This is a genomic window from Pseudomonas sp. Irchel 3F3, from assembly GCF_900187545.1.
Taxonomy (GTDB): Bacteria; Pseudomonadota; Gammaproteobacteria; order Pseudomonadales; family Pseudomonadaceae; genus Aquipseudomonas; species Aquipseudomonas fortuita.
Map to the genome: position 1 here is coordinate 1 of NZ_FYDS01000022.1, position 17,948 is coordinate 17,948.

At 62.4% G+C, this 17,948-nt stretch carries 18 protein-coding genes and 3 pseudogenes; 8 read left to right on the top strand and 13 right to left on the bottom strand.

Annotated elements, in window-relative coordinates:
* Positions 1-418 precede the first annotated feature (418 nt).
* From CKW35_RS27375 to CKW35_RS27390, 4 genes are all read left to right on the top strand, one after another.
* On the top strand, positions 419-823 hold the full coding sequence (locus CKW35_RS27375; RefSeq protein WP_016485822.1) for a TraR/DksA C4-type zinc finger protein: 405 nt from the start codon (positions 419-421) through the stop codon (positions 821-823).
* A 178-nt stretch (positions 824-1,001) separates the two neighbouring features.
* The gene (locus CKW35_RS27380; RefSeq protein WP_016485823.1) at positions 1,002-1,196 is read left to right on the top strand and encodes a hypothetical protein; all 195 of its coding nucleotides are present in this window, start codon (positions 1,002-1,004) and stop codon (positions 1,194-1,196) included.
* Between the two features lie 345 nt (positions 1,197-1,541).
* Complete coding sequence (locus CKW35_RS27385; protein ID WP_033732504.1) at positions 1,542-2,012, top strand: hypothetical protein; 471 nt, start codon at positions 1,542-1,544, stop codon at positions 2,010-2,012.
* A complete protein-coding gene (locus CKW35_RS27390) occupies positions 2,009-2,221 on the top strand; it encodes a hypothetical protein (protein WP_016485825.1) in 213 nt (70 codons plus the stop codon). The genes CKW35_RS27385 and CKW35_RS27390 overlap by 4 nt, the downstream gene beginning before the upstream one ends.
* A gap of 12 nt (positions 2,222-2,233) precedes the next feature.
* On the opposite strand, the gene CKW35_RS27395 is transcribed toward CKW35_RS27390, so the two are convergent.
* From CKW35_RS27395 to CKW35_RS27425, 7 genes are all read right to left on the bottom strand, one after another.
* On the bottom strand, positions 2,234-2,599 hold the full coding sequence (locus tag CKW35_RS27395) for a Na+/H+ antiporter subunit G (protein WP_016485826.1): 366 nt from the start codon (positions 2,597-2,599) through the stop codon (positions 2,234-2,236).
* Positions 2,596-2,874 (bottom strand): K+/H+ antiporter subunit F, encoded by a 279-nt coding sequence (locus tag CKW35_RS27400; RefSeq protein ID WP_016485827.1) that lies wholly within the window; start codon positions 2,872-2,874, stop codon positions 2,596-2,598. The genes CKW35_RS27395 and CKW35_RS27400 overlap by 4 nt, the downstream gene beginning before the upstream one ends.
* Positions 2,871-3,359 carry a Na+/H+ antiporter subunit E gene (locus tag CKW35_RS27405; protein ID WP_023049015.1) on the bottom strand — a complete coding sequence of 163 codons (489 nt, stop codon included), beginning with the start codon at positions 3,357-3,359 and terminating at the stop codon, positions 2,871-2,873. Before CKW35_RS27405 ends, CKW35_RS27400 begins: the two co-directional genes overlap by 4 nt.
* Positions 3,356-5,035, bottom strand: a complete 1,680-nt coding sequence (locus CKW35_RS27410; protein ID WP_023049016.1) for a monovalent cation/H+ antiporter subunit D — start codon at positions 5,033-5,035, stop codon at positions 3,356-3,358. The genes CKW35_RS27405 and CKW35_RS27410 overlap by 4 nt, the downstream gene beginning before the upstream one ends.
* Positions 5,032-5,376 carry a Na+/H+ antiporter subunit C gene (locus CKW35_RS27415; protein WP_012315281.1) on the bottom strand — a complete coding sequence of 115 codons (345 nt, stop codon included), beginning with the start codon at positions 5,374-5,376 and terminating at the stop codon, positions 5,032-5,034. The genes CKW35_RS27410 and CKW35_RS27415 overlap by 4 nt, the downstream gene beginning before the upstream one ends.
* Positions 5,376-8,291, bottom strand: coding sequence for a monovalent cation/H+ antiporter subunit A (locus CKW35_RS27420; RefSeq protein ID WP_016485830.1), 2,916 nt, complete (start codon positions 8,289-8,291; stop codon positions 5,376-5,378). The genes CKW35_RS27415 and CKW35_RS27420 overlap by 1 nt, the downstream gene beginning before the upstream one ends.
* A 149-nt stretch (positions 8,292-8,440) precedes the next feature.
* Positions 8,441-9,391 (bottom strand): DMT family transporter, encoded by a 951-nt coding sequence (locus CKW35_RS27425; RefSeq protein WP_016485831.1) that lies wholly within the window; start codon positions 9,389-9,391, stop codon positions 8,441-8,443.
* 83 nt (positions 9,392-9,474) lie between these two features.
* Here CKW35_RS27425 and CKW35_RS27430 point away from each other — a divergent pair, with 83 nt between their 5' ends.
* Complete coding sequence (locus CKW35_RS27430) at positions 9,475-10,038, top strand: helix-turn-helix domain-containing protein (protein WP_016485832.1); 564 nt, start codon at positions 9,475-9,477, stop codon at positions 10,036-10,038.
* An 87-nt stretch (positions 10,039-10,125) separates the two neighbouring features.
* On the opposite strand, the gene CKW35_RS27435 is transcribed toward CKW35_RS27430, so the two are convergent.
* A complete protein-coding gene (locus tag CKW35_RS27435; RefSeq protein ID WP_016485833.1) occupies positions 10,126-10,674 on the bottom strand; it encodes a cysteine hydrolase family protein in 549 nt (182 codons plus the stop codon).
* A gap of 82 nt (positions 10,675-10,756) precedes the next feature.
* Here CKW35_RS27435 and CKW35_RS27440 point away from each other — a divergent pair, with 82 nt between their 5' ends.
* Together CKW35_RS27440 and CKW35_RS27445 are read left to right on the top strand one after the other, a co-directional pair.
* Entirely contained in the window at positions 10,757-11,761 is a 1,005-nt protein-coding gene (locus CKW35_RS27440) for a GlxA family transcriptional regulator (RefSeq protein ID WP_095117311.1), read from the top strand.
* A gap of 70 nt (positions 11,762-11,831) precedes the next feature.
* Positions 11,832-12,213 (top strand): annotated as a pseudogene (locus CKW35_RS27445) (antibiotic biosynthesis monooxygenase).
* Here the strand turns inward: CKW35_RS27445 and CKW35_RS27450 are convergent.
* Both CKW35_RS27450 and CKW35_RS27455 read right to left on the bottom strand, forming a co-directional pair.
* Positions 12,192-12,962, bottom strand: a complete 771-nt coding sequence (locus CKW35_RS27450) for a S9 family peptidase (protein ID WP_016485835.1) — start codon at positions 12,960-12,962, stop codon at positions 12,192-12,194. The pseudogene CKW35_RS27445 and the gene CKW35_RS27450 sit on opposite strands and share 22 nt — an antisense overlap.
* Positions 12,946-14,065 (bottom strand): annotated as a pseudogene (locus CKW35_RS27455) (DUF3182 family protein). The gene CKW35_RS27450 and the pseudogene CKW35_RS27455 overlap by 17 nt, the downstream one beginning before the upstream one ends.
* 218 nt (positions 14,066-14,283) lie before the next feature.
* Here CKW35_RS27455 and CKW35_RS27460 point away from each other — a divergent pair.
* Positions 14,284-16,092, top strand: coding sequence for an aminopeptidase P family protein (locus tag CKW35_RS27460; RefSeq protein WP_016485837.1), 1,809 nt, complete (start codon positions 14,284-14,286; stop codon positions 16,090-16,092).
* 40 nt (positions 16,093-16,132) lie between these two features.
* Here the strand turns inward: CKW35_RS27460 and CKW35_RS27465 are convergent, their stop codons facing one another.
* The 3 genes and pseudogenes from CKW35_RS27465 to CKW35_RS28460 form a co-directional block, all read right to left on the bottom strand.
* Positions 16,133-16,414, bottom strand: a complete 282-nt coding sequence (locus CKW35_RS27465; protein ID WP_016485838.1) for a hypothetical protein — start codon at positions 16,412-16,414, stop codon at positions 16,133-16,135.
* Positions 16,415-16,605: 191 nt separating this feature from the next.
* A complete protein-coding gene (rhtA, locus tag CKW35_RS27470; RefSeq protein WP_016485839.1) occupies positions 16,606-17,493 on the bottom strand; it encodes a threonine/homoserine exporter RhtA in 888 nt (295 codons plus the stop codon).
* Between the two features lie 179 nt (positions 17,494-17,672).
* A pseudogene (locus CKW35_RS28460) lies at positions 17,673-17,948 on the bottom strand (hypothetical protein); the annotation flags it as partial.

Here is a 17,948-nt window from a genome sequence, read left to right on the forward strand (position 1 = left end):
CGCTCCGGGGTTCCCTCACTCCGGCCTCGCTCCCGGGAGGACCGCGCTGCAGGCCCCATCCTGGGGCCCAGCGCTTGACGGGCATCCATGCCCGTCACCTCCCTCCGCAAGGCCTGCGTTCGGCCTCCTGAAGTCGCGAAGAGCAAGATCAAGAGCAAGATCGAAAGCCGGCGACACGGCCGCAGCCAGAAATACTGTTTACTACTGGCTATGCAGCAGACCTGGGGTGCCGACCGGCGGATTGTAAGCACTGGAAGCAAATTTGCACCCGATTGCAGTTGCTCCACGCGACGTGGCGCCTTAGACTGCCGCCCCCTGTAAAAGAGTGCCGGTTGGCGCTTGAAAATTTCCGCTGCCGATGCCAAGGCGTCGGCGGCACCCGAATCGCCCCAATGCACATTTTTTCATAGAGAAATCGATGACCAAGGAACAGTTGCTGGCCATGTCGGCCGATGACTACATGAACGCTGACCAGCTGGCTTTCTTCACTGGCCTGCTGCAGTCGATGAAAGTCGAAACCCATGAACGCATCGAGCTCAGCCGTGCCACCATCGAAGGCCTGGACACTCCTTCGGACCCCGCCGATGTGGCTTCGGTCGAAGAAGAGCGTAGCTGGCTGGTCAATGCCATCGACCGCGACCAGCGCTTGTTGCCCCAGCTGGAAATGGCCCTGGATCGTATCTCCGACGAGAGCTTCGGCTGGTGCGATGACAGCGGTGAGCCCATTGGCCTGAAGCGCCTGCTGATCAGCCCGACCACCAAGTACTGCATCGAAGCCCAGGAGCGCCACGAGCAGCTCGACCGTCACCAGCGCCAGGTATAACCCCGCGCGCGGTGCCAGGCCCCACGGAGCGATCCCTGGGGCTTTTCGCGTTTCTTGCAGGTACCGGTTTTGTTGCCCAGCGCGTAACACTGCTGTACCGCGAAGCGCTGTTTTCTCCAGGCGGGCAGGCGTATCATGGCTTTATCGTTAGGGTGCTAACTAAATGCCGGAGGGCAGGATGAATAGCCGGGTCGATGTAGCCGTGATGATAGGTTCGGGTGTGCCAGCCACCTTGCAGGCGCTGGGCAAACGCATCTGCTGGGTGGTGCTGGTCAATGGCGAGCGCCGGGGCACCGCTTTCGCTACGCGTGAAGAAGCAATAGAGTGTCAGGCTGCCTGGCAGCAGCAACTTGAGAAAGGCCTGGCTGCCTGAAATTGTTTATTGCCTCTCGACGGGTTTCGGTGTTTTCGGGCATATTTGTCCCACAGTAATGCGCACATGGATGCCAGGGCTTGTCTTCTTGCAGGCTCACCCCCATGGTTGCGTTTTCTGGTGAGTGGTCTCAGGCATCACGCTTCCCAAACCGGGAATGAGCCAAACGCCTTCGGTTGAGGGCGAATCTGGCAAACCAGAGTAAAGATTCCTGCACGCTGCATCGTCAGCGGGCACAGACATTTCGCATATCGCTTTATTACTCTTTTCGCCTATCGATAAGAAATGGCCGTGCCTCCCCGAGCTTGGGGGAGGGCGGGTTGTAACCGGTTGAGGATTACTTCATTGGCAGTCAGCACACTTGATACCCATGCGTTGTTCGCCTTGGGCGACTTGCGCGGTAAATTGGCCCAGCTGTTCCAGGGTCGTTTTATCTACGTTACCGAACAAACTCCTGAAGGCCTTTACATGGCCGAGATCGACACCGAAAACGCATTGGTGGTCGATGACAAGCAGCGCCTCGAACTGAAAGTCGGCGACCACTTCCGCGCTGCCGTGTTGCCCAGCCGCGAAGGTGGCAAGCTGGAAATGCGCTTTCGCGATATCAAACTGAATGTGTATGGCGTGGGCGATTATGCCTTCGTCTCGGTACCTCAAGGCGAGGGCATCGTGTTGCGCGAGGGGCACGGCGTAATGCTGGTTTTCGCCGCGCAACAGCAGGTGCAGGAAGGCCTGGGCAAATTGCTCAAGGCGGTGACCGGCAAGGTTGCCAAATGGCGCAAAGGCGAGCTGACCACCTTCAAGGCCAGTGAATGACCGACAGCGATAGTGCACCTGCCTCGCGTGTCGAATTTCATCGGCTGCACCAGGCGGATGCTGTGGCTGAGGCCGAACGTTTGCTGGGCAGGCGTGGGGAGCTGCAAGGCGCATGGTTGAACTGGGTCGCGGGTGAGCTGTACCAACTCGGCCCGCCCCCTTATGTCGCCATGGTGCGGCGGGAGCTGCAGCGCCTCAGCCAAGGCTGAGACGGCAGCCCTTCAGTTGCCCCGGTCGCGGCCGCTGCTGACTTCTTCAGGCACTGGCTCTTTAGACATGCGCTTGCGAAACAACGCCGCCCGGGCCAGCAGCAGCGTGGTGACCGGCACGGTGATCGACAGCAGAATGGGAATTAGCCAGGCGTGCAGGACCGGGGCTTCCTTGAGCCACGAGAAGTAGATGATCGAAGCCAGCGCTACACACCAGGCGCCAATGGTCGACGCCAGCGCAGGTGGGTGCATGCGCTGGAAGTAATCCTTCAGGCGCACCAGGCCTATTGCTCCGACTAGCGCGAACAGGCTGCCGGCCAGCAGCAGCGCGGCGGTGACCACTTCCAGCCAGAAGGGCAGTACCAGGGTTTCGGTCATTCGATTACCTCACCGCGCAGCAGAAACTTCGCCAGGGCAAACGAACCGACGAAGCCGAACAGCGCAATCAGCAGGGCACCTTCGAAGTAGGTGTCACTGGCATAACGGATTCCCAGCACCAGCATGGTCAGCATGGCCAGGATGTAAAGGTAGTCCAGCGCCAGCACCCGGTCCTGGGCGGACGGGCCACGGAACAGCCGGACCAGCGCCAGGCCCATGGCCAAGGTGAAGATGAACAGGCTGGCGAGGACAGCGTTGGCGAGCAGGCCTGTCATTGGAATATCTCCATCAGCGGGCGTTCGTAGGTGTCCTTGAAGTGCTGGATAAAGGCAGCCTCATCCTCCAGGTCGAACACGTGCAGCAGCAATACGCTGCGGTCCAGCGCCAGCTCGGACCAGACCGTGCCGGGCACTACAGTGGTGATCATCGACAGTGCCGCGAGCCCATGTGCGTCGTGCAGGGCCAGCGGAATATGCACGAACGCCGAGCGTGGTGGTTGCTTGCCGGCACGCAGGACGCCACGGGCCACCAGCAAATTGGACATGATCACATCCATGCCTACCCGGCCAATCAGCCGGGCGATGACGATTGGCCGACGCACGTGGGCATGCTGTGGGCGCAGCGGCGCCATCAGCAGTGGCGCCAGCACGCCGAGTACGGCACCTAGCAGCAGGTTGCCAGGGCTGACCGATAGATTCAGCAGCAGCCACAGGCCGAATAGCGAAACCGAGAGCAGCGGGGCGGGGAACAGTCGGTTCATGGCTGCACCTGTACGTCGAGCGAGGTGGGCCCAGAAATCGGCCGTGCGGCCATCACGGCTTCGATATAGGCATCGGGGGCCTGCAGGCTGGCAGCGGTGTCCTGGGTGTAGCGCAGCAACGGCTCGGCCTTGAGGCTGAGGATGATGCACAGGCCTAGCAGGATGACGATGGGCAGGCACTCATAGCGGCGTAGCACTGGCGACGGGCGCTCTTCGGGTTTCCAGAAGCGCTGGATACCGACCCTGCCGAAGGCGATGAGCGAGGCCATGCCGGACAGGATCAGCAGCGCCACCAGGCCCCAGCCCGCCGCACTCAGCGGCTGCTCGGCCGGCACGCCCAGGCCTTGCGGGTTGAACAGTGCGCTGATCAGGTTGAGCTTGCCGACGAAGCCTGACAACGGCGGCATACCTATGATCAGCAAGGCGCAGGCGATGAAGCTGAGGCCGAGGAACGCCATGGTCCAGGGGATGATCTGGCCAATCACCACCTTCTGCTCGTCGTCGAGGTTGATACCTTTGGGCGGGTGTAACGACTCCAGCGGTGGCGGCATGGCGTCTTCTTCTTCGTCCAGCGGCACTTCGTTGGCCGAGCGCGAGCGTTCGACCAGTTCGGCAAGCAGGAACAGCGCGCACAGCGCCAGGGTCGAGTTGACCAGGTAGAACAGCGCCGCACCAGTCACCGCCGACTGGGCAAAACCGACGGCGCCGAGCAGGGTGCCGGCCGAAACCAGGATGCTGAGCGCTGCCATGCGCTCCAGGCGCTGTGCGGCCAGGATCGACACTGCAGCCACCGCCAGGGTGACCAGGCCACCGTACACCAGCCACTCGCCACCGAAATGCGCCGATGCGCCGGCCTGCCCGGAGAACAGCAACGTCCACAGGCGCAGGAGGGCGTAAAGGCCGACCTTGGTCATGATGGCGAACAACGCGGCTACCGGCGCGCTGGCTGAGGCGTAGGCCGGCACCAGCCAGAAGTTCAGCGGCCAGATGCCGGCCTTGACCAGGAAGGCCATGGCCAGGATCGCCGCGCCGGCATGCAGCAGGCCGCGGTCCGCCTCCGGTACCAGTGGAATCTTCAGCGCCAGGTCGGCCATGTTCAGGGTGCCGGTTACCCCATACAGCATCGCTGCGCCGATCAGGAACAGCGACGAAGCGAACAGGTTGATGGCAATGTAGTGCAGGCCGGCTCGTACCCGCGCACGCCCCGAGCCATGTAGCAGCAAGCCATAGGAGGCTGCCAGCAGCACCTCGAAGAACACGAACAGGTTGAACAGGTCGGCGGTGAGAAAGGCGCCGTAAAGCCCCATCAGCTGAATCTGAAACAACGCATGGAAACTGGCCCCGGCACCGTCCCAGCGGGCGCGGGCAAACAGCAGGGCGCTGAAGCCGATGACACCGGTGAGGGTCAATAACAATGCCGACAGGTGGTCCACCACCAGGACGATACCGAACGGTGCTGGCCAGTTGCCCGGCAGGTAGACGCCGATCGATTCCGCCTGGCCCTGGGTGCGCACCCACAGCAGCAGGCTGACGGCGATGGCCAGGCCGGCGAAGGTCGACAGCAGGTTGAGCCGGGCCTTGATACGCCGATGTTTCTCGCCCAGCAGCAACATTACCGCTGCCGTCACCAGTGGCAGGAGAATGGGCGCGACGATCAGTTGGCTCATGCCATTCATTCGTCACGCTCCCGGCCATCCACGTGGTCGGTACCGGTCAGGCCGCGCGAGGCCAGCAACACCACCAGAAACAGCGCCGTCATGGCGAAGCTGATGACGATGGCCGTAAGCACGAGGGCCTGAGGCAACGGGTCGGTGTAGTGCAGCAGGTCTTGCGTGACGCCCTCCTTGATGATGGGCTCCTTGCCGATGAACAGGCTGCCCATGCTGAAGATGAACAGGTTTACGCCGTACGACAGCAGGCACAGGCCCATGATTACCTGGTAGGTCCGCGGGCGCAGAATCAGCCACACCCCCGAGGCGGCCAGCACGCCGATGGCGACTGCAATGACTTCTTCCATCAGGCGGCTCCTGCTTGGCTGGTTTTCGATGAATTGCCCGGGCGGTAGGCGCGCACCGACTGGTGCGCCAGGGCAGTGAGGATCAGCAGGGTCGAGCCGACCACCACGGTGTACACGCCAACATCGAAGAACAGCGCGCTGGCCACGTGCACATCACCGAGCAAAGGCAGGTGCAGGTGGGCGGTATGGGTGGTCAGGAACGGGTAGCCCAGCAGCATGGCGCCGATTCCGGTCAGGGTGGCGCACAGCAACCCGGTGCCCATCCAGCGCAGTGGGCGCAGGCTCATCTGCGCCTCCACCCACTGGGTGCCCGCCACCATGTATTGCAGGATGAACGCCACCGACATCACCAGGCCGGCGACGAAGCCGCCGCCTGGCTGATTGTGGCCGCGCATGAACAGGTACATGGACACCAGCAGGGCGATTGGCAACAGCAGGCGCACCAGCACCGCAGGCACCATCATGAAGCCCAGGGCGGTGTCGGTGGCATGCCGCGGGTTGATCAGGTCGGTGACCACGTCACGCGCCAGCTGGCGTTGTTGCGCAGGCAACTGCATGCTCTCTTTGGGCGGGCGGAAGCGCCGCAGCAGGGCGAACACGGTCAGCGCCACGGCCACCAGCACAGTGATTTCACCGAGGGTATCGAAGCCGCGGAAGTCGACCAGCATGACATTGACCACATTGGTGCCGCCGCCTTGGGGCAGTGCACGGCTCAGGTAGAACGAGGAAATGTCGTTGGGGGTCGGCCGGGTCAGCATGGCGTAGGACAGCAAGGCCATCCCGCCACCCACCAGCACCGCCAGCAGCAGGTCGCGCAGGCGGCGCATGCGCGCACGCTCCAGGCTGCCCGGTAGCGGCGATACCCCTTCGATACGCCGTGGCAACCAACGCAGGCCAAGCAGGATCAGCACGGTGGTGACCACTTCGACCACCAGCTGGGTCAGGGCCAGGTCGGGTGCGGAGAACCAGACAAAGGTGATGCAGGTCATCAGGCCGCAGACACTGACCATGATCAGTGCTGCCAGGCGGTGGTACTTGGCCTGGTACGCGGCGCCGATGGCACAGGCGATGGCGATCAGCCACAGCGCGACGAACACGCCGGAACCCGGGATCTTAGGCCGGTCGCCCCAGCTGAGCCCGCTGTAGAGCATGGGCGTGAGGCCGGCGAGGAAGGCCGCGAGCACCAGCATGAACAGCTGCGACTGAAGGCGGCGGGTGGTGAACAGGCGTTCGATGCGCCGCGCCAGCAGCATCAGGTGAACCTGCCCGTGCTCGAACAGGCGCTTGCCATTGAAACGCTCGATCAACGGTGGGTAGGGGAAGCGGCCCAGGCGCAGTTGCTTGCGCAGCAGCAGGTACAGCACGATGCCGCCGCTCATGGCCACCAGGCTCATGATCAGTGGCGCATTCCAGCCATGCCAGATCGCCAGGCTGTACTCCGGCAAAGTACCGCCTACTACCGGGAGGGCTGCGGCGGCCAGCAGCGGACCGACCGACTGGGCGGGGAAGATGCCCACCACCAGGCAGGTGAGTACCAGCAGCTCGACCGGAGCACGCATCCAGCGTGGCGGCTCGTGCGGGGTGTGGGGCAGGTCCTGGGCGGTGGGACCGAAGAACACATCCACGGTAAAGCGCAGGGCGTAGGCCACGCTGAAGGTACCGGCCAGGGTGGCGATCACCGGCAACGTTGCTTCGACCCAGGCAGTGGAACTGATAAACACCGTTTCGGCGAAGAACATTTCCTTGGACAGGAAGCCGTTCATCAGCGGCACGCCGGCCATCGAGGCGCTGGCCACCATGGCCAGGGTGGCAGTGTATGGCACCAGGCGGATCAGGCCGCTGAGGCGGCGGATGTCGCGGGTTCCACTTTCGTGGTCGATGATGCCGGCGGCCATGAACAACGAGGCCTTGAAGGTGGCGTGGTTGAGAATGTGGAACACGGCGGCGACCGCGGCCAGCGGGCTGTTCAGGCCCAGCAGGAGGGTAATCAGCCCCAGGTGGCTGATGGTTGAATAGGCCAGCAGCCCCTTGAGGTCGTTCTGGAACATGGCGGCGAAAGCGCCGAGCAGCAGGGTGAGGGCGCCGGCACCGCCGACGATCCAGAACCACTCTTCGCTGCCTGACAGCACCGGCCAGAACCGCGCTAGCAGGAATACCCCGGCCTTGACCATGGTGGCAGAGTGCAAATAGGCCGATACCGGAGTGGGCGCTGCCATGGCATGGGGCAGCCAGAAATGGAAGGGGAACTGTGCGCTTTTGCTCAGCGCGCCAATGAGGATCAGGGGCAGCAGCACCGGATAAAGCGCATGCTGGCGGATGGTGTCGCCGGCAGCCAGGACCTTGTCCAGGTCATAGCTGCCGACCACATGGCCGAGCAGCAGGGCACCCACCAGCAGGCACAAGCCACCCGCGCCGGTCACCATGAGCGCCATGTAGGCGCCGCGGCGGGCGTCAGCGCGGTGGTGCCAGTAACCGATAAGAAGAAATGAGAACAGGCTGGTCAGTTCCCAGAAGAACACCAGCTGAATCAGGTTACCGGAGATTACCAGGCCGAGCATGGCGCCCATGAAGGCCAGGAAGAAGGCGAAGAAACGCGGCACCGGGTCCTGTGGCGACATGTAGTAGCGCGCATACAGCGACACCAGTGTGCCGATGCCCAGCACCAGCAGCGAGAACAGCCAGGCAAAGCCGTCCATGCGCAGTACCAGGTTCAACCCCAGGCTGGGCAGCCAGAGGAATTCTTCGCGAATCACGCCCCCGTGGGCAATTTGAGGGTACAGCAGTGCTACCTGGACGGTGCCGACCAAGGCCACGAGCCCGGCGAGAATGGACTCGGCGTTACGTGCGTTGTGCGGCAGCACGGCTGCCAGGCAACTGCCCACGAACGGCAGAAGCAATAGCACTATCAATGACATAGGGGCCTATTCTGGAGAAGTTTGCAAAGATCATACGTGCCGGGGAAGTGATCACCAACACGCAAGCTGTCGCAGAATCCTACAAACAGGCTGTGACAAGCTGTTTTTTTATAACAGTTTTTTACAAAGCATAGTCGCTGTTGTCATCTTTACAGGCCGGTCTGGCGCTCGCCTTCACTCTGGACGTCGTGTGCTTCGACGGTTTCGCGGGGGCGGCGTACCTTGAGTTCGCTGACCACCACCGCGATCACGATCAGCAGGCCACCGAGCAGCGCCACGCCCGGCAGGCGTTCGCCGGCGATGCGCCCGACGATCCCGGCCCACACCGGTTCACCGGCATAAATGAGGGTGGCGCGGGTGGGCGAGACCGACTTCTGCGCCCAGTTCATGGCCACCTGGATCACCGCGCTCATGGCACCCAGGCCTATTGCGCTGGCCAGCAGCAGCCAGGAGAAGTCGGGGATGCGTTCCTGGGTCGGTACGATCATCAGGAACGCCAGCAGCGAAGCGGTCGCCAGTTGCACGACGGTGACCCGGCGCACATCGACCTGGCCGGCGTAACGGCTGATCAGGATGATTTCGGCAGCGATGGCGACGGCGCTGACCAGGGTAACCACCTCGCCCTCGCTGAAGTGCAGGCTGCCGCCTTCCGGGCCGGCCAGCAGCATCAGGCCGATGAACGCCAGGCAAATGCCGATGCTGGGCATCAGGCCAGGCCGGCGGCCCAGCACCAGCCACTGCAACAGCGGCACGAACGGCACGTACAACGCAGTGATGAACGCCGACTGGCTGCTGCTGATGGTCTGCAGACCCATGGTTTGCAGGCCGTAGCCGAGCATGATCGACACGCCTATCAGCAGGCCGGCCTTGAGCTCGGTGAAGGTCAGCCCGGGCAACGCCCGCGCCGAAACCACGCCCACGAACAGCGCTGCCGCAGCGAAGCGCAGGCCGACGAAGAACATCGGGCCGCTGACGGTCATTACGTTATGCACCAGCAGGAAGGTGCCGCCCCACAACATGGTGATGAACACCAGCACCAGTTCTGCCTTGCTCAGGCGGAAGGTAACGGCGGGGGTGGGTGTGTTGCGGGCCTGGCTCATGGTCTTGCGCACTCGGAGGGGGCGGCGCACAATCGCCGCAAAGTGGGCAGTATACTGCGCAATCTTGACCAGTGAGCAATATAGTGCACAAAGATACTTCGCATCGGGCATCGGTGCTGCAGCATGTGAGCCTCAACGTACGCAGCCTGCGCAACGCTGGCGGGTTGAGCCAGACGGCGTTGGCCGAGCGCTCAGGCGTCAGCCGGCGCATGCTGGTGGCGATCGAGGCAGGCGAGAAGAACGTCAGCCTGACTACCCTCGACCTGATCGCCGAAGCCTTGGGGGTGGCGTTCAGCACCCTGATTCAGGCGCCTGACCAGCGCGACCCCGGCCGCATCGAGGAATTGGCCTGGGCCGGGGTATACCCGCAGAGCCGGGCAGTGCTGCTGGGTAGCAGTGCGGCACGGCGTGAGGTGGAGCTTTGGGAGTGGACCCTTGCACCGGGCGAGTGCTATTCCAGCGAGGCTGATGCCGAAGGCTGGAGCGAGCAGATCTATGTGGCTGAAGGGCAACTGACGCTGATTATCGAAGGGATCGAGCATTGCCTGCAGGTGGGGCAGTTTCATGTGTTTCCCAGCAATTGCCGGTACGCCTACCGTAATGATGCTGGGGTTGCGGTGAGATTTGTGCGCAATGTGGTGATTTGAGTCGCTGCAGGCATCGGGCAAGCCTGATGCCTGCAGCGATACCTGTAGCCGATTGCCCAGCCCGCTCCCTGAAGAGCGTTAACCCGATCAGTTTTTCAGTAGCTCATCCGTCTTCACCACCGAGGCATAGGCAAACGCCAAGGCCGCCATAGCCGAATCATGCACCTGCGCAGCCGGCACCTGCTTGCCATTGAACTCCAGTGGCAGGGTAGCGCAAGCATCATGCGCCACGGTCACCGTGTAGCCCAGGTCAGCTGCAGCGCGGGTAGCGGCGTCAATGCACATGTGGCTCATGCTGCCAACGATGGTCAGGGCTTCGACGCCATGCCGGTCCAGCGTGAGCTCAAGGTCGGTACCGAGGAAGGCGTTGACCTTGTGTTTGAGCACCACCGGTTCACCTGTTACCGGCTCGACCTTGCTGTGAATGGCCGCACCCAGCGAGCCGGGCGCGAAGAATGGTGCATCGACGCTGTCGAATTCATGCCGCACATGTACCACCAGCTCGCCGCGCTGGCGCGCCGCCGCCAGCAGCCGGGCGGCGTTGTCGGCCGCCTGGTCGGCGCCCACGAGGGGCCACTTGCCGCCCGGGAAGTAGTCGTTCTGGATGTCGATGATGATCAGCGCCTGCTTGCTCATGCTGCCTCCTGTGGCAGTAGTCGTCGGGAGACGTTAGTTATAGGCTGTGTGCACTGACCTGAGGATTGGCGCGAACGACACTATGCAGGCAAAAACTGACACCCTCGCCAGCCTGGACATCGGCCTGCTGCTGTACCCCGGCGTGCAGCGCGCCGCTGTGCATGGCCTGGCTGACCTGTTCCTGGTGGCCAACCGGGTTGTGGCGGAGCTGGGGGCCGTCGAACTGCCGCACATTCGTGTCAGCTTCTGGCAGGCAGATGAGGCGGGGCAGTTGCTGCCTGCCCCGGATAGCCCGGCGGTCGCCGCGCCGGGCCTGCGTGTACTGGTCATTCCGCCGAGCCTGGAGTCGGCTCCACAAGCCGAGCTGCTCGAACGTCACCGTGCGTCGCTGTGCCAGCTGCACGGGCACGGTACGGTACTGGCGTCGGTGTGTATCGGTGTGTTCTTCATTGCCGCCAGCGGCCTGCTCGACGGTCGCCCGGCCTGCACGCACTGGAACTACGTGCAGGCGCTAGCCCAGCGCTTCCCCAAGGTGCGAGTAGAGTCTCAGCAGCCATTGCTGGATGACGGTGATATCGTGACCTCGGCCGGGCTTATGGCCTGGACTGACCTGGGCTTGCGCTTGCTGGAGCGTTTTTTGGGGCCTACGGTGGCACGGGAGACTGCCCGCTATCTCGCCGTCGACCCGGTCGCGGCACCGCTGCCTGGGGCTGTGTTCAATCCGCGTCTGGACCACGGTGACGAGGCGGTGCTGAAAGTGCAGCACTGGTTGCAGGGCAGTGGCGGGCAGGAAGCCGACCTCGCCGCCATGGCTGCGTGTGCAGGGCTGGAAGCCCGCACCTTTCTGCGGCGCTTTCGTGCCGCTACCGGGTTGCGACCGACCGAGTATTGTCAGCAGGTGAGGGTGGGGCGGGCGTGCCGTTTGCTGGAATTCACCCGGCGCAACGTCGAACAGATCGCCTGGGGTGTCGGTTACCAGGACCCGGGCGCGTTTCGCAAGGTGTTCCAGCGCATCACTGGCCTGACCCCGAGTGACTACCGGCGGCGTTTTGCGGTATCAGGCCAGGGGCAGGCAGAAACCACTTGACCTTGACTTCACTTGAGGTTTTACCCTGCTCGGCATCGCGAAGCATGCGTCCGTAATCAGGAGAACGTCGATGTCGGCAAGCCCTCATGCCCTGTGGTTCACCCAAATGATCGAATATGAAGTGCCCAGCATGTGCCAGCAAGCGCTGGCCCTGGCGTTGGTGGCGCGCAGCGAAGCGCTGGCCACGCGCTGTGAAGGGCTGCAGGGTGTCAGCATCCAGGCCAGTGACGATGGCAGCCGGGTGCTCCAGTACCTGCAGTGGCAGTCACGCCAAGCTTGGGTAGCGGCGGCTGAGTACTTCGTCGAGGAACCCTTCCTTGAACTGCTGGGTCAGCATCAGGCGCGTGGCGTAAACTTTGCCGCCTATCAGGCCTTGCGCAGCCTGGTGCGCGGCGCCGATGGTGGTCTGCAGTGCGAGGTGGGGTGAGCCTCAGGCATACCAGGGGGCATAGTGCGGGTAGCGGTCCAGGCGGGCACCGATCACCATTTCGCTGATCCACGCTGCCAGGATCGAGCTGTAGGCCTTCTGGCTCGCTTCGCTGGACAGCGCGTGGTCGGCACCGTCGACGATGCGATGGGTGAGCGAGTGGGCGCCGACGAATGCCGAACGGTAGCTCATCAATGTGCTGTGCGGCACATAGTCGTCCTGCTCGGACTCCACCAGCAACACATCCCCGCCGAATTCGGCGCACGCCGCCAGTGCGCGATTGTCTGCCGGGCCCAGCGATCGCTGGCGGTAGGCATTCAGGCGTTGGCGGTCGAGGGTTTGCTTGGGGGTGTTCCATTCGTCGTCCCAATACATGGCGGGTACGCGCAGGGCCAGCCATCTGACTGGCCGCTCGCGGGTCAGCAAGGTTGCCAGGTAGCCACCATAGCTGCTGCCGATGATGGCGATGGCACTGCTGTCTACGGCTGGATGGCTGACCAGCCGGTCGTAGGCCACCAGCAGGTCCTGCAGGTTCTGTTCACGGGTGACCGTCAGGCGTTGGCTTTCGGTCTTTTCATGGCCGCGCAGGTCGAAGGTCATGCACACGCAGCCCAGCCCGGTGATGTGTCGGGCACGGGCCAGATCACGCTGCTGGCTGCCGCCCCAACCGTGCACGAAGAGGATGCCTGGCATCTTGCTCCCAGGGCTGACCAGCGTGCCGACAATGCTGTCGTTGTCGACTTGCAGTTCAACGGTTTCACTCTGAACGGCCATGTTCGCGAATCCGTGCAAATTTGCTGAGTTGTCCGAGTTCACTGTCGTTTCCTTGGTAGAAGAGGGTGGCGTCAGCGGGCAGGTCGGGCGTACCGAATACTTCGTGCGTGGAGGCTCGCACCCGCTGCAATGCCGGATCATCGGCAAAAGCCTGCAGGGCCAGCAGCTCGGCACTGCTCGCACCGCCCAGGCGCCAGGATTGTTCGAGCACGCCACTACGCAGGTGGCCCTGAGGGTTCAGGCCGCGAGCGATGTCGTAGTTGCGCCGCGAGGCGATGAAGCCAGGGAAGTGCTGCTCGGCAGCCTGCTCGTAGGCCATGGCCTGGTTGATGGCAAGGCGCAGGTGGTCTTCCAGCGGCAGTTGCAGCAGCGCCTGATAGTCACCACGTACTACTACCAGGTCAGAACCGCCATACACCTCGGTGCCCTGATGATCGTGGGTCAGTTGCTGGGTGCCGTGATAGCTGCAGGTCAGGCCGGCGACACGCACCTGGCCAACGCTGAAGGTTTGCACGTCGCTCAGATCTTCTTCGAGTACCAGCCCCCACAGTGCCAGGTCCTGGTCATCCATGGCGGCCAGCAGTGGCTCTAGCGCGCTCGCCGTTGAGATGACCTGCTGCCCTCGGCCTGCGCAGGCCAGCACGGGCTTGACCCTCAGGGGGCCGTCGAGCAATAACAACTGAGCGGCGGTGCGCGCATCGGCTTTGCTGAAAACGGTATAGCCGCGCAGCAGAGCGTCGCTTGCCTGTCGGGCGAAGTCATCGGTCCAGCCTGGCGGAAAGCTGGCTCCGGCCGGCAACGGGTGGGAGATTGCCTTGGTCGCCATGTAAGGGTGTGCGACCAGGCCGCCGAACAGGTCCTGCTCGCTGCGGATGCCCATGGCGGCATGGCGTTTTGGCTCGATCAGGGTTTCGGTAGGCAAGTAATAATAGCTGTCAGCGGCGGTTGTTGAATGGGGGGGGGTGTATGTGCGGGCAGCCGAGCAGGCCTGCCAGGCCATCGGCGAGCTTGAGGTGCACGGCATGCTCATGTTCTGGCGTATGTTCGCGGGTGTCGAGCAACACCACGCCGGTTTTCCGGTCGCAGGCACTGGGCATGGTCATTTGCCTGTGTGCAATGAATGTACTGTGTCTGAAGCCGGTGTTTTGGGGAAGTTCAGCGGGACTTGATCGGTGGTCCTGTCCGTTTGTAGGAAGCGTCCTGTTGGCACAGGGCGTGGCGGGCAATGCATGCCGTGTCTTGGTCGCCGCGATTGCAGCGCTCTGGCGGCTGTTCCATTATCGGGTACTGGATTAACCGTGATGTAGCCGCAGGAGAGCGCATGAACGTTCAGACCACCCTTGAGCAAAGCGTGCCAGAGCGACTGGCGCACGTGCGCCAGGCCATGGCCGCAGGGGGCATCGATGCCTTGCTGGTACCCTCGGCCGACCCCCACCTTTCCGAATACCTGCCCGGTTACTGGCAGGGGCGCCAGTGGCTTTCGGGTTTTCACGGCTCGGTCGGCACGCTGGTAGTCACGCCCGCCTTTGCAGGGTTGTGGGTCGATAGCCGGTACTGGGAGCAAGCGGATCACGAGCTGGCTGGTAGCGGTATCGAACTGATGAAGCTGCTACCCGGCAAGCCTGGGGCGCTGGAGTGGCTGGGCGATAATGTCGAGCCCGATGGCAACGTCGCGGTGGATGGGGCCGTCATGGCGCTGGCGTCGGCGCGCCAGCTGGGTGAGCGGCTCAAGGCCCGTGGGGCAAGGCTGGTGACCGACCAGGACCTGCTAGCCCAGGTCTGGGAAGGGCGCCCAGCGCTGCCCGCCAACCCGGTGTACCAGCACTTGCCGCCGCACGCCACGGTAAGCCGGGCGGAAAAGCTCGCGCAATTGCGCCAGGGCCTCCAGGCCAAAGGGGCCGACTGGCACTTTATTGCAACCCTGGATGACATCGCCTGGCTGTTCAACCTGCGTGGCAGTGATGTTTCGTACAACCCGGTTTTCCTGGCCTTTGCCTTGATCAGTCAGCAGCAGGCCATTCTGTTCGTGGGCCAGGACAAGGTGGACGCGCATTTGCGTCAGGTGCTGGCGGTGGACGGCATCGAGGTGCGCGACTATAGCGAGGCAGGCAACGCCTTGGCCGCTGTTCCGGTGGGGGCGCGGTTGTTGGTGGACCCTGCCCGTGTCACCTGCGGCCTGCTGGGCAACCTGGCGGCAGAGGTGGTGCTGGTCGAGGGGCTCAACCCCACCAGCCTGAGCAAATCCTGCAAAGGTGACGATGACCTGGTGCATATCCGCCATGTCATGGAGCAGGACGGTGCGGCCTTGTGCGAGTTTTTCGCCTGGTTCGAGGCCAACCTTCGCCAGGAGGTCATTACCGAGCTGACAGTCGACGAGCAATTGAGTGCCGCACGTGCCCGGCGTCCGAACTTCGTGTCGCTGAGTTTTTCAACCATTGCCGCCTTCAATGGCAATGGCGCCATGCCACACTACCGTGCCACCGAGCAGTCGCATGCGGTCATTGAGGGGGATGGCTTGCTGCTGATCGACTCTGGCGGGCAATACCTGGGTGGCACCACCGACATCACCCGTATGGTGCCAGTCGGTAACCCCAGCCACGCACAGAAGCAGGACTGCACCCGGGTACTCAAGGGCATGATCGCCCTGTCGCGTGCCACCTTCCCGCGAGGAATACTGTCGCCGTTGCTCGACGCCATTGCCCGGGCGCCAATCTGGGCTGACCAGGTCGATTATGGCCACGGTACCGGGCATGGTGTTGGCTACTTCATGAACGTGCACGAAGGGCCTCAAGTGATTGCCTACCAGGCGGCACCCACACCGCAGACGGCGATGCAGTTGGGCATGATCAGCTCCATCGAGCCGGGTACGTATCGCCCGGGGCAGTGGGGCGTGCGTATCGAGAACCTGGTGGTCAACCGCGAAGCAGGCAAGAGTGCCTTTGGTGACTTCCTATGCTTCGAGACCTTGACGCTGTGCCCGATCGATACCCGCTGCCTGTTGCCCGAGCTGCTGGCCAAGGAAGAGGTGGAGTGGCTGAACGGCTACCACGCGAACGTGCGTGAACGCCTGGCACCGCTGCTCAAGGGTGATGCGCTGGCCTGGCTGCAGGTGCGTACCGAGCCCCTGTAAGGGCAAATGAAAAAGGGCAGCCTGTGAGCTGCCCTTTCTTCTACTTGCAGATGACGATCATGCTGCGGCTGGTGTACCCCGCCGGGTTGATGCCGAACAAGTAGTCACCGGCCTCTTCATCGCTATCGCCCGAGCGTGCAACGACCCGGTAGCCGCGTGTGCTGCACGAGGTCGCGGCCTTGCTGTAGCAGTTGTCCCATGAAGAGGAAAGACCTGAGCAATTGATATGCAGGCCCTTCTTGCCCCTTTTGACCTCAGTCTTGGCTGTAGCGGCACATCCAGCAATAGCCAAGATGGCCAGGATAAGAAAAATACGTTTCATTCCTGTCCTTAAATGCAGGGCGGATCAGTTGTCTGGCCCTGTCGTTATCGCTTCGCTTCTTCCTGAAAATATCCCCAGCGTCCGTGTTTGGTCCAGTAGATAGCGTAAAGATGATGATTTTATGACAGCTTAATCAGCGAGGCGGGTGGCTACAATCACTAATCCTGTCTCAAATGAAAATATTTCTCATATCAATCTGCCGCAACAACCGGGGCGGGCTCCTTGCGCATGGACAGGGTAGTGCCAACCGAAGCGGCGATGATTGCTCCAATCGCCAGCCATTGGGTGAGCGTCAGCACCTCGCCGAGGAACAGCAGGCCGGACAGTGCGCCGAATGCAGGTTCAATGCTCATCAGGGTGCCGAACGTGCGCGCCGGGATGCGTGTGAGTGCAACCATTTCCAGGCTGTAGGGCAGGGCGGTGGACAGCACCGCAACGGCCAGGGCCACGGGGATCAACGCAGGTGTGAGCAGTGCGCTGCCGGCGTGTGCGATACCTATCGGCGCTACGAACAGGGCGGCTACCACCACCCCCAGGGCCGCACTCTGCATACCATGCTCGGCGCCGGCACGCTGCCCGAACAGGATATAGAGGGCCCAACATACGCCAGCACCCAAAGCATAAGCAGCCCCCACCGGGTCGAGTGCCTGGCCGCTGTGGCCAGCCGGCATCAACAGCAGCAGTCCGGCTATCGCCAAGGCGATCCACAGGAAGTCGATCGGTCGGCGCGAGGAGAAGATTGCCACCGCCAAAGGGCCGGTAAACTCCAAGGCCACGGCGATGCCGATCGGAACGGTTTGCAGTGCCATATAGAAGAGGAAGTTCATGCCACCCAGCGCCATGCCATAGATGACCACGTTGCGTAGGGTGGTGGCGGTCATGCGTACCCGCCACGGGCGCAATAGCAGCAGCATGATGATGCTGGCGAAAATCAGGCGCAGTGCAGTGGTGCCTTGTGCGCCGATGATGGGGAACATGCTTTTGGCCAGGGAGGCACCGGACTGGATCGATGCCATGGCAATAAGCAGCAGGCCGATCGGGAAGAGGGTGGCGGCCAGGCCGCGGGGTTGGGTGTTCATTTAGGTGCGGCGATCCTTGGGCGGTGTGTGGAGTGAGCAATATAGTGCGCAATTGGTGGGGCGCGTGATAGCCCTTAAGTGACTCCGCCAGTCATTTTTCAAATCATTGAAATTAAAGGTTGACCTTCTGCAGGACCGCCCTATAATGCGCACCATTCCAACGGGGCAGCGAAGTAGAACTAGCCACCCAGTTGAGTTAAGTGTTTGAAGCTAAACGCGTTTCTCGCAAAAAACTTCAAAATAAACGCTTGACAGGCTCTGAGGAAGGCGTAGAATGCGCGCCTCGGTTGAGACGAAAAGATCTTAACCAAACGCTCTTTAACAAATTGAATCAAGCAATTCGTGTGGGTGCTTGTGAGTATGGACTGATAGTCAAAAAGATTATCAGCATCACAAGTGACCATGCGAGAAATCACATAGTCATTTGAGATTGCTGAGCCAAGTTTAGGGTTTCT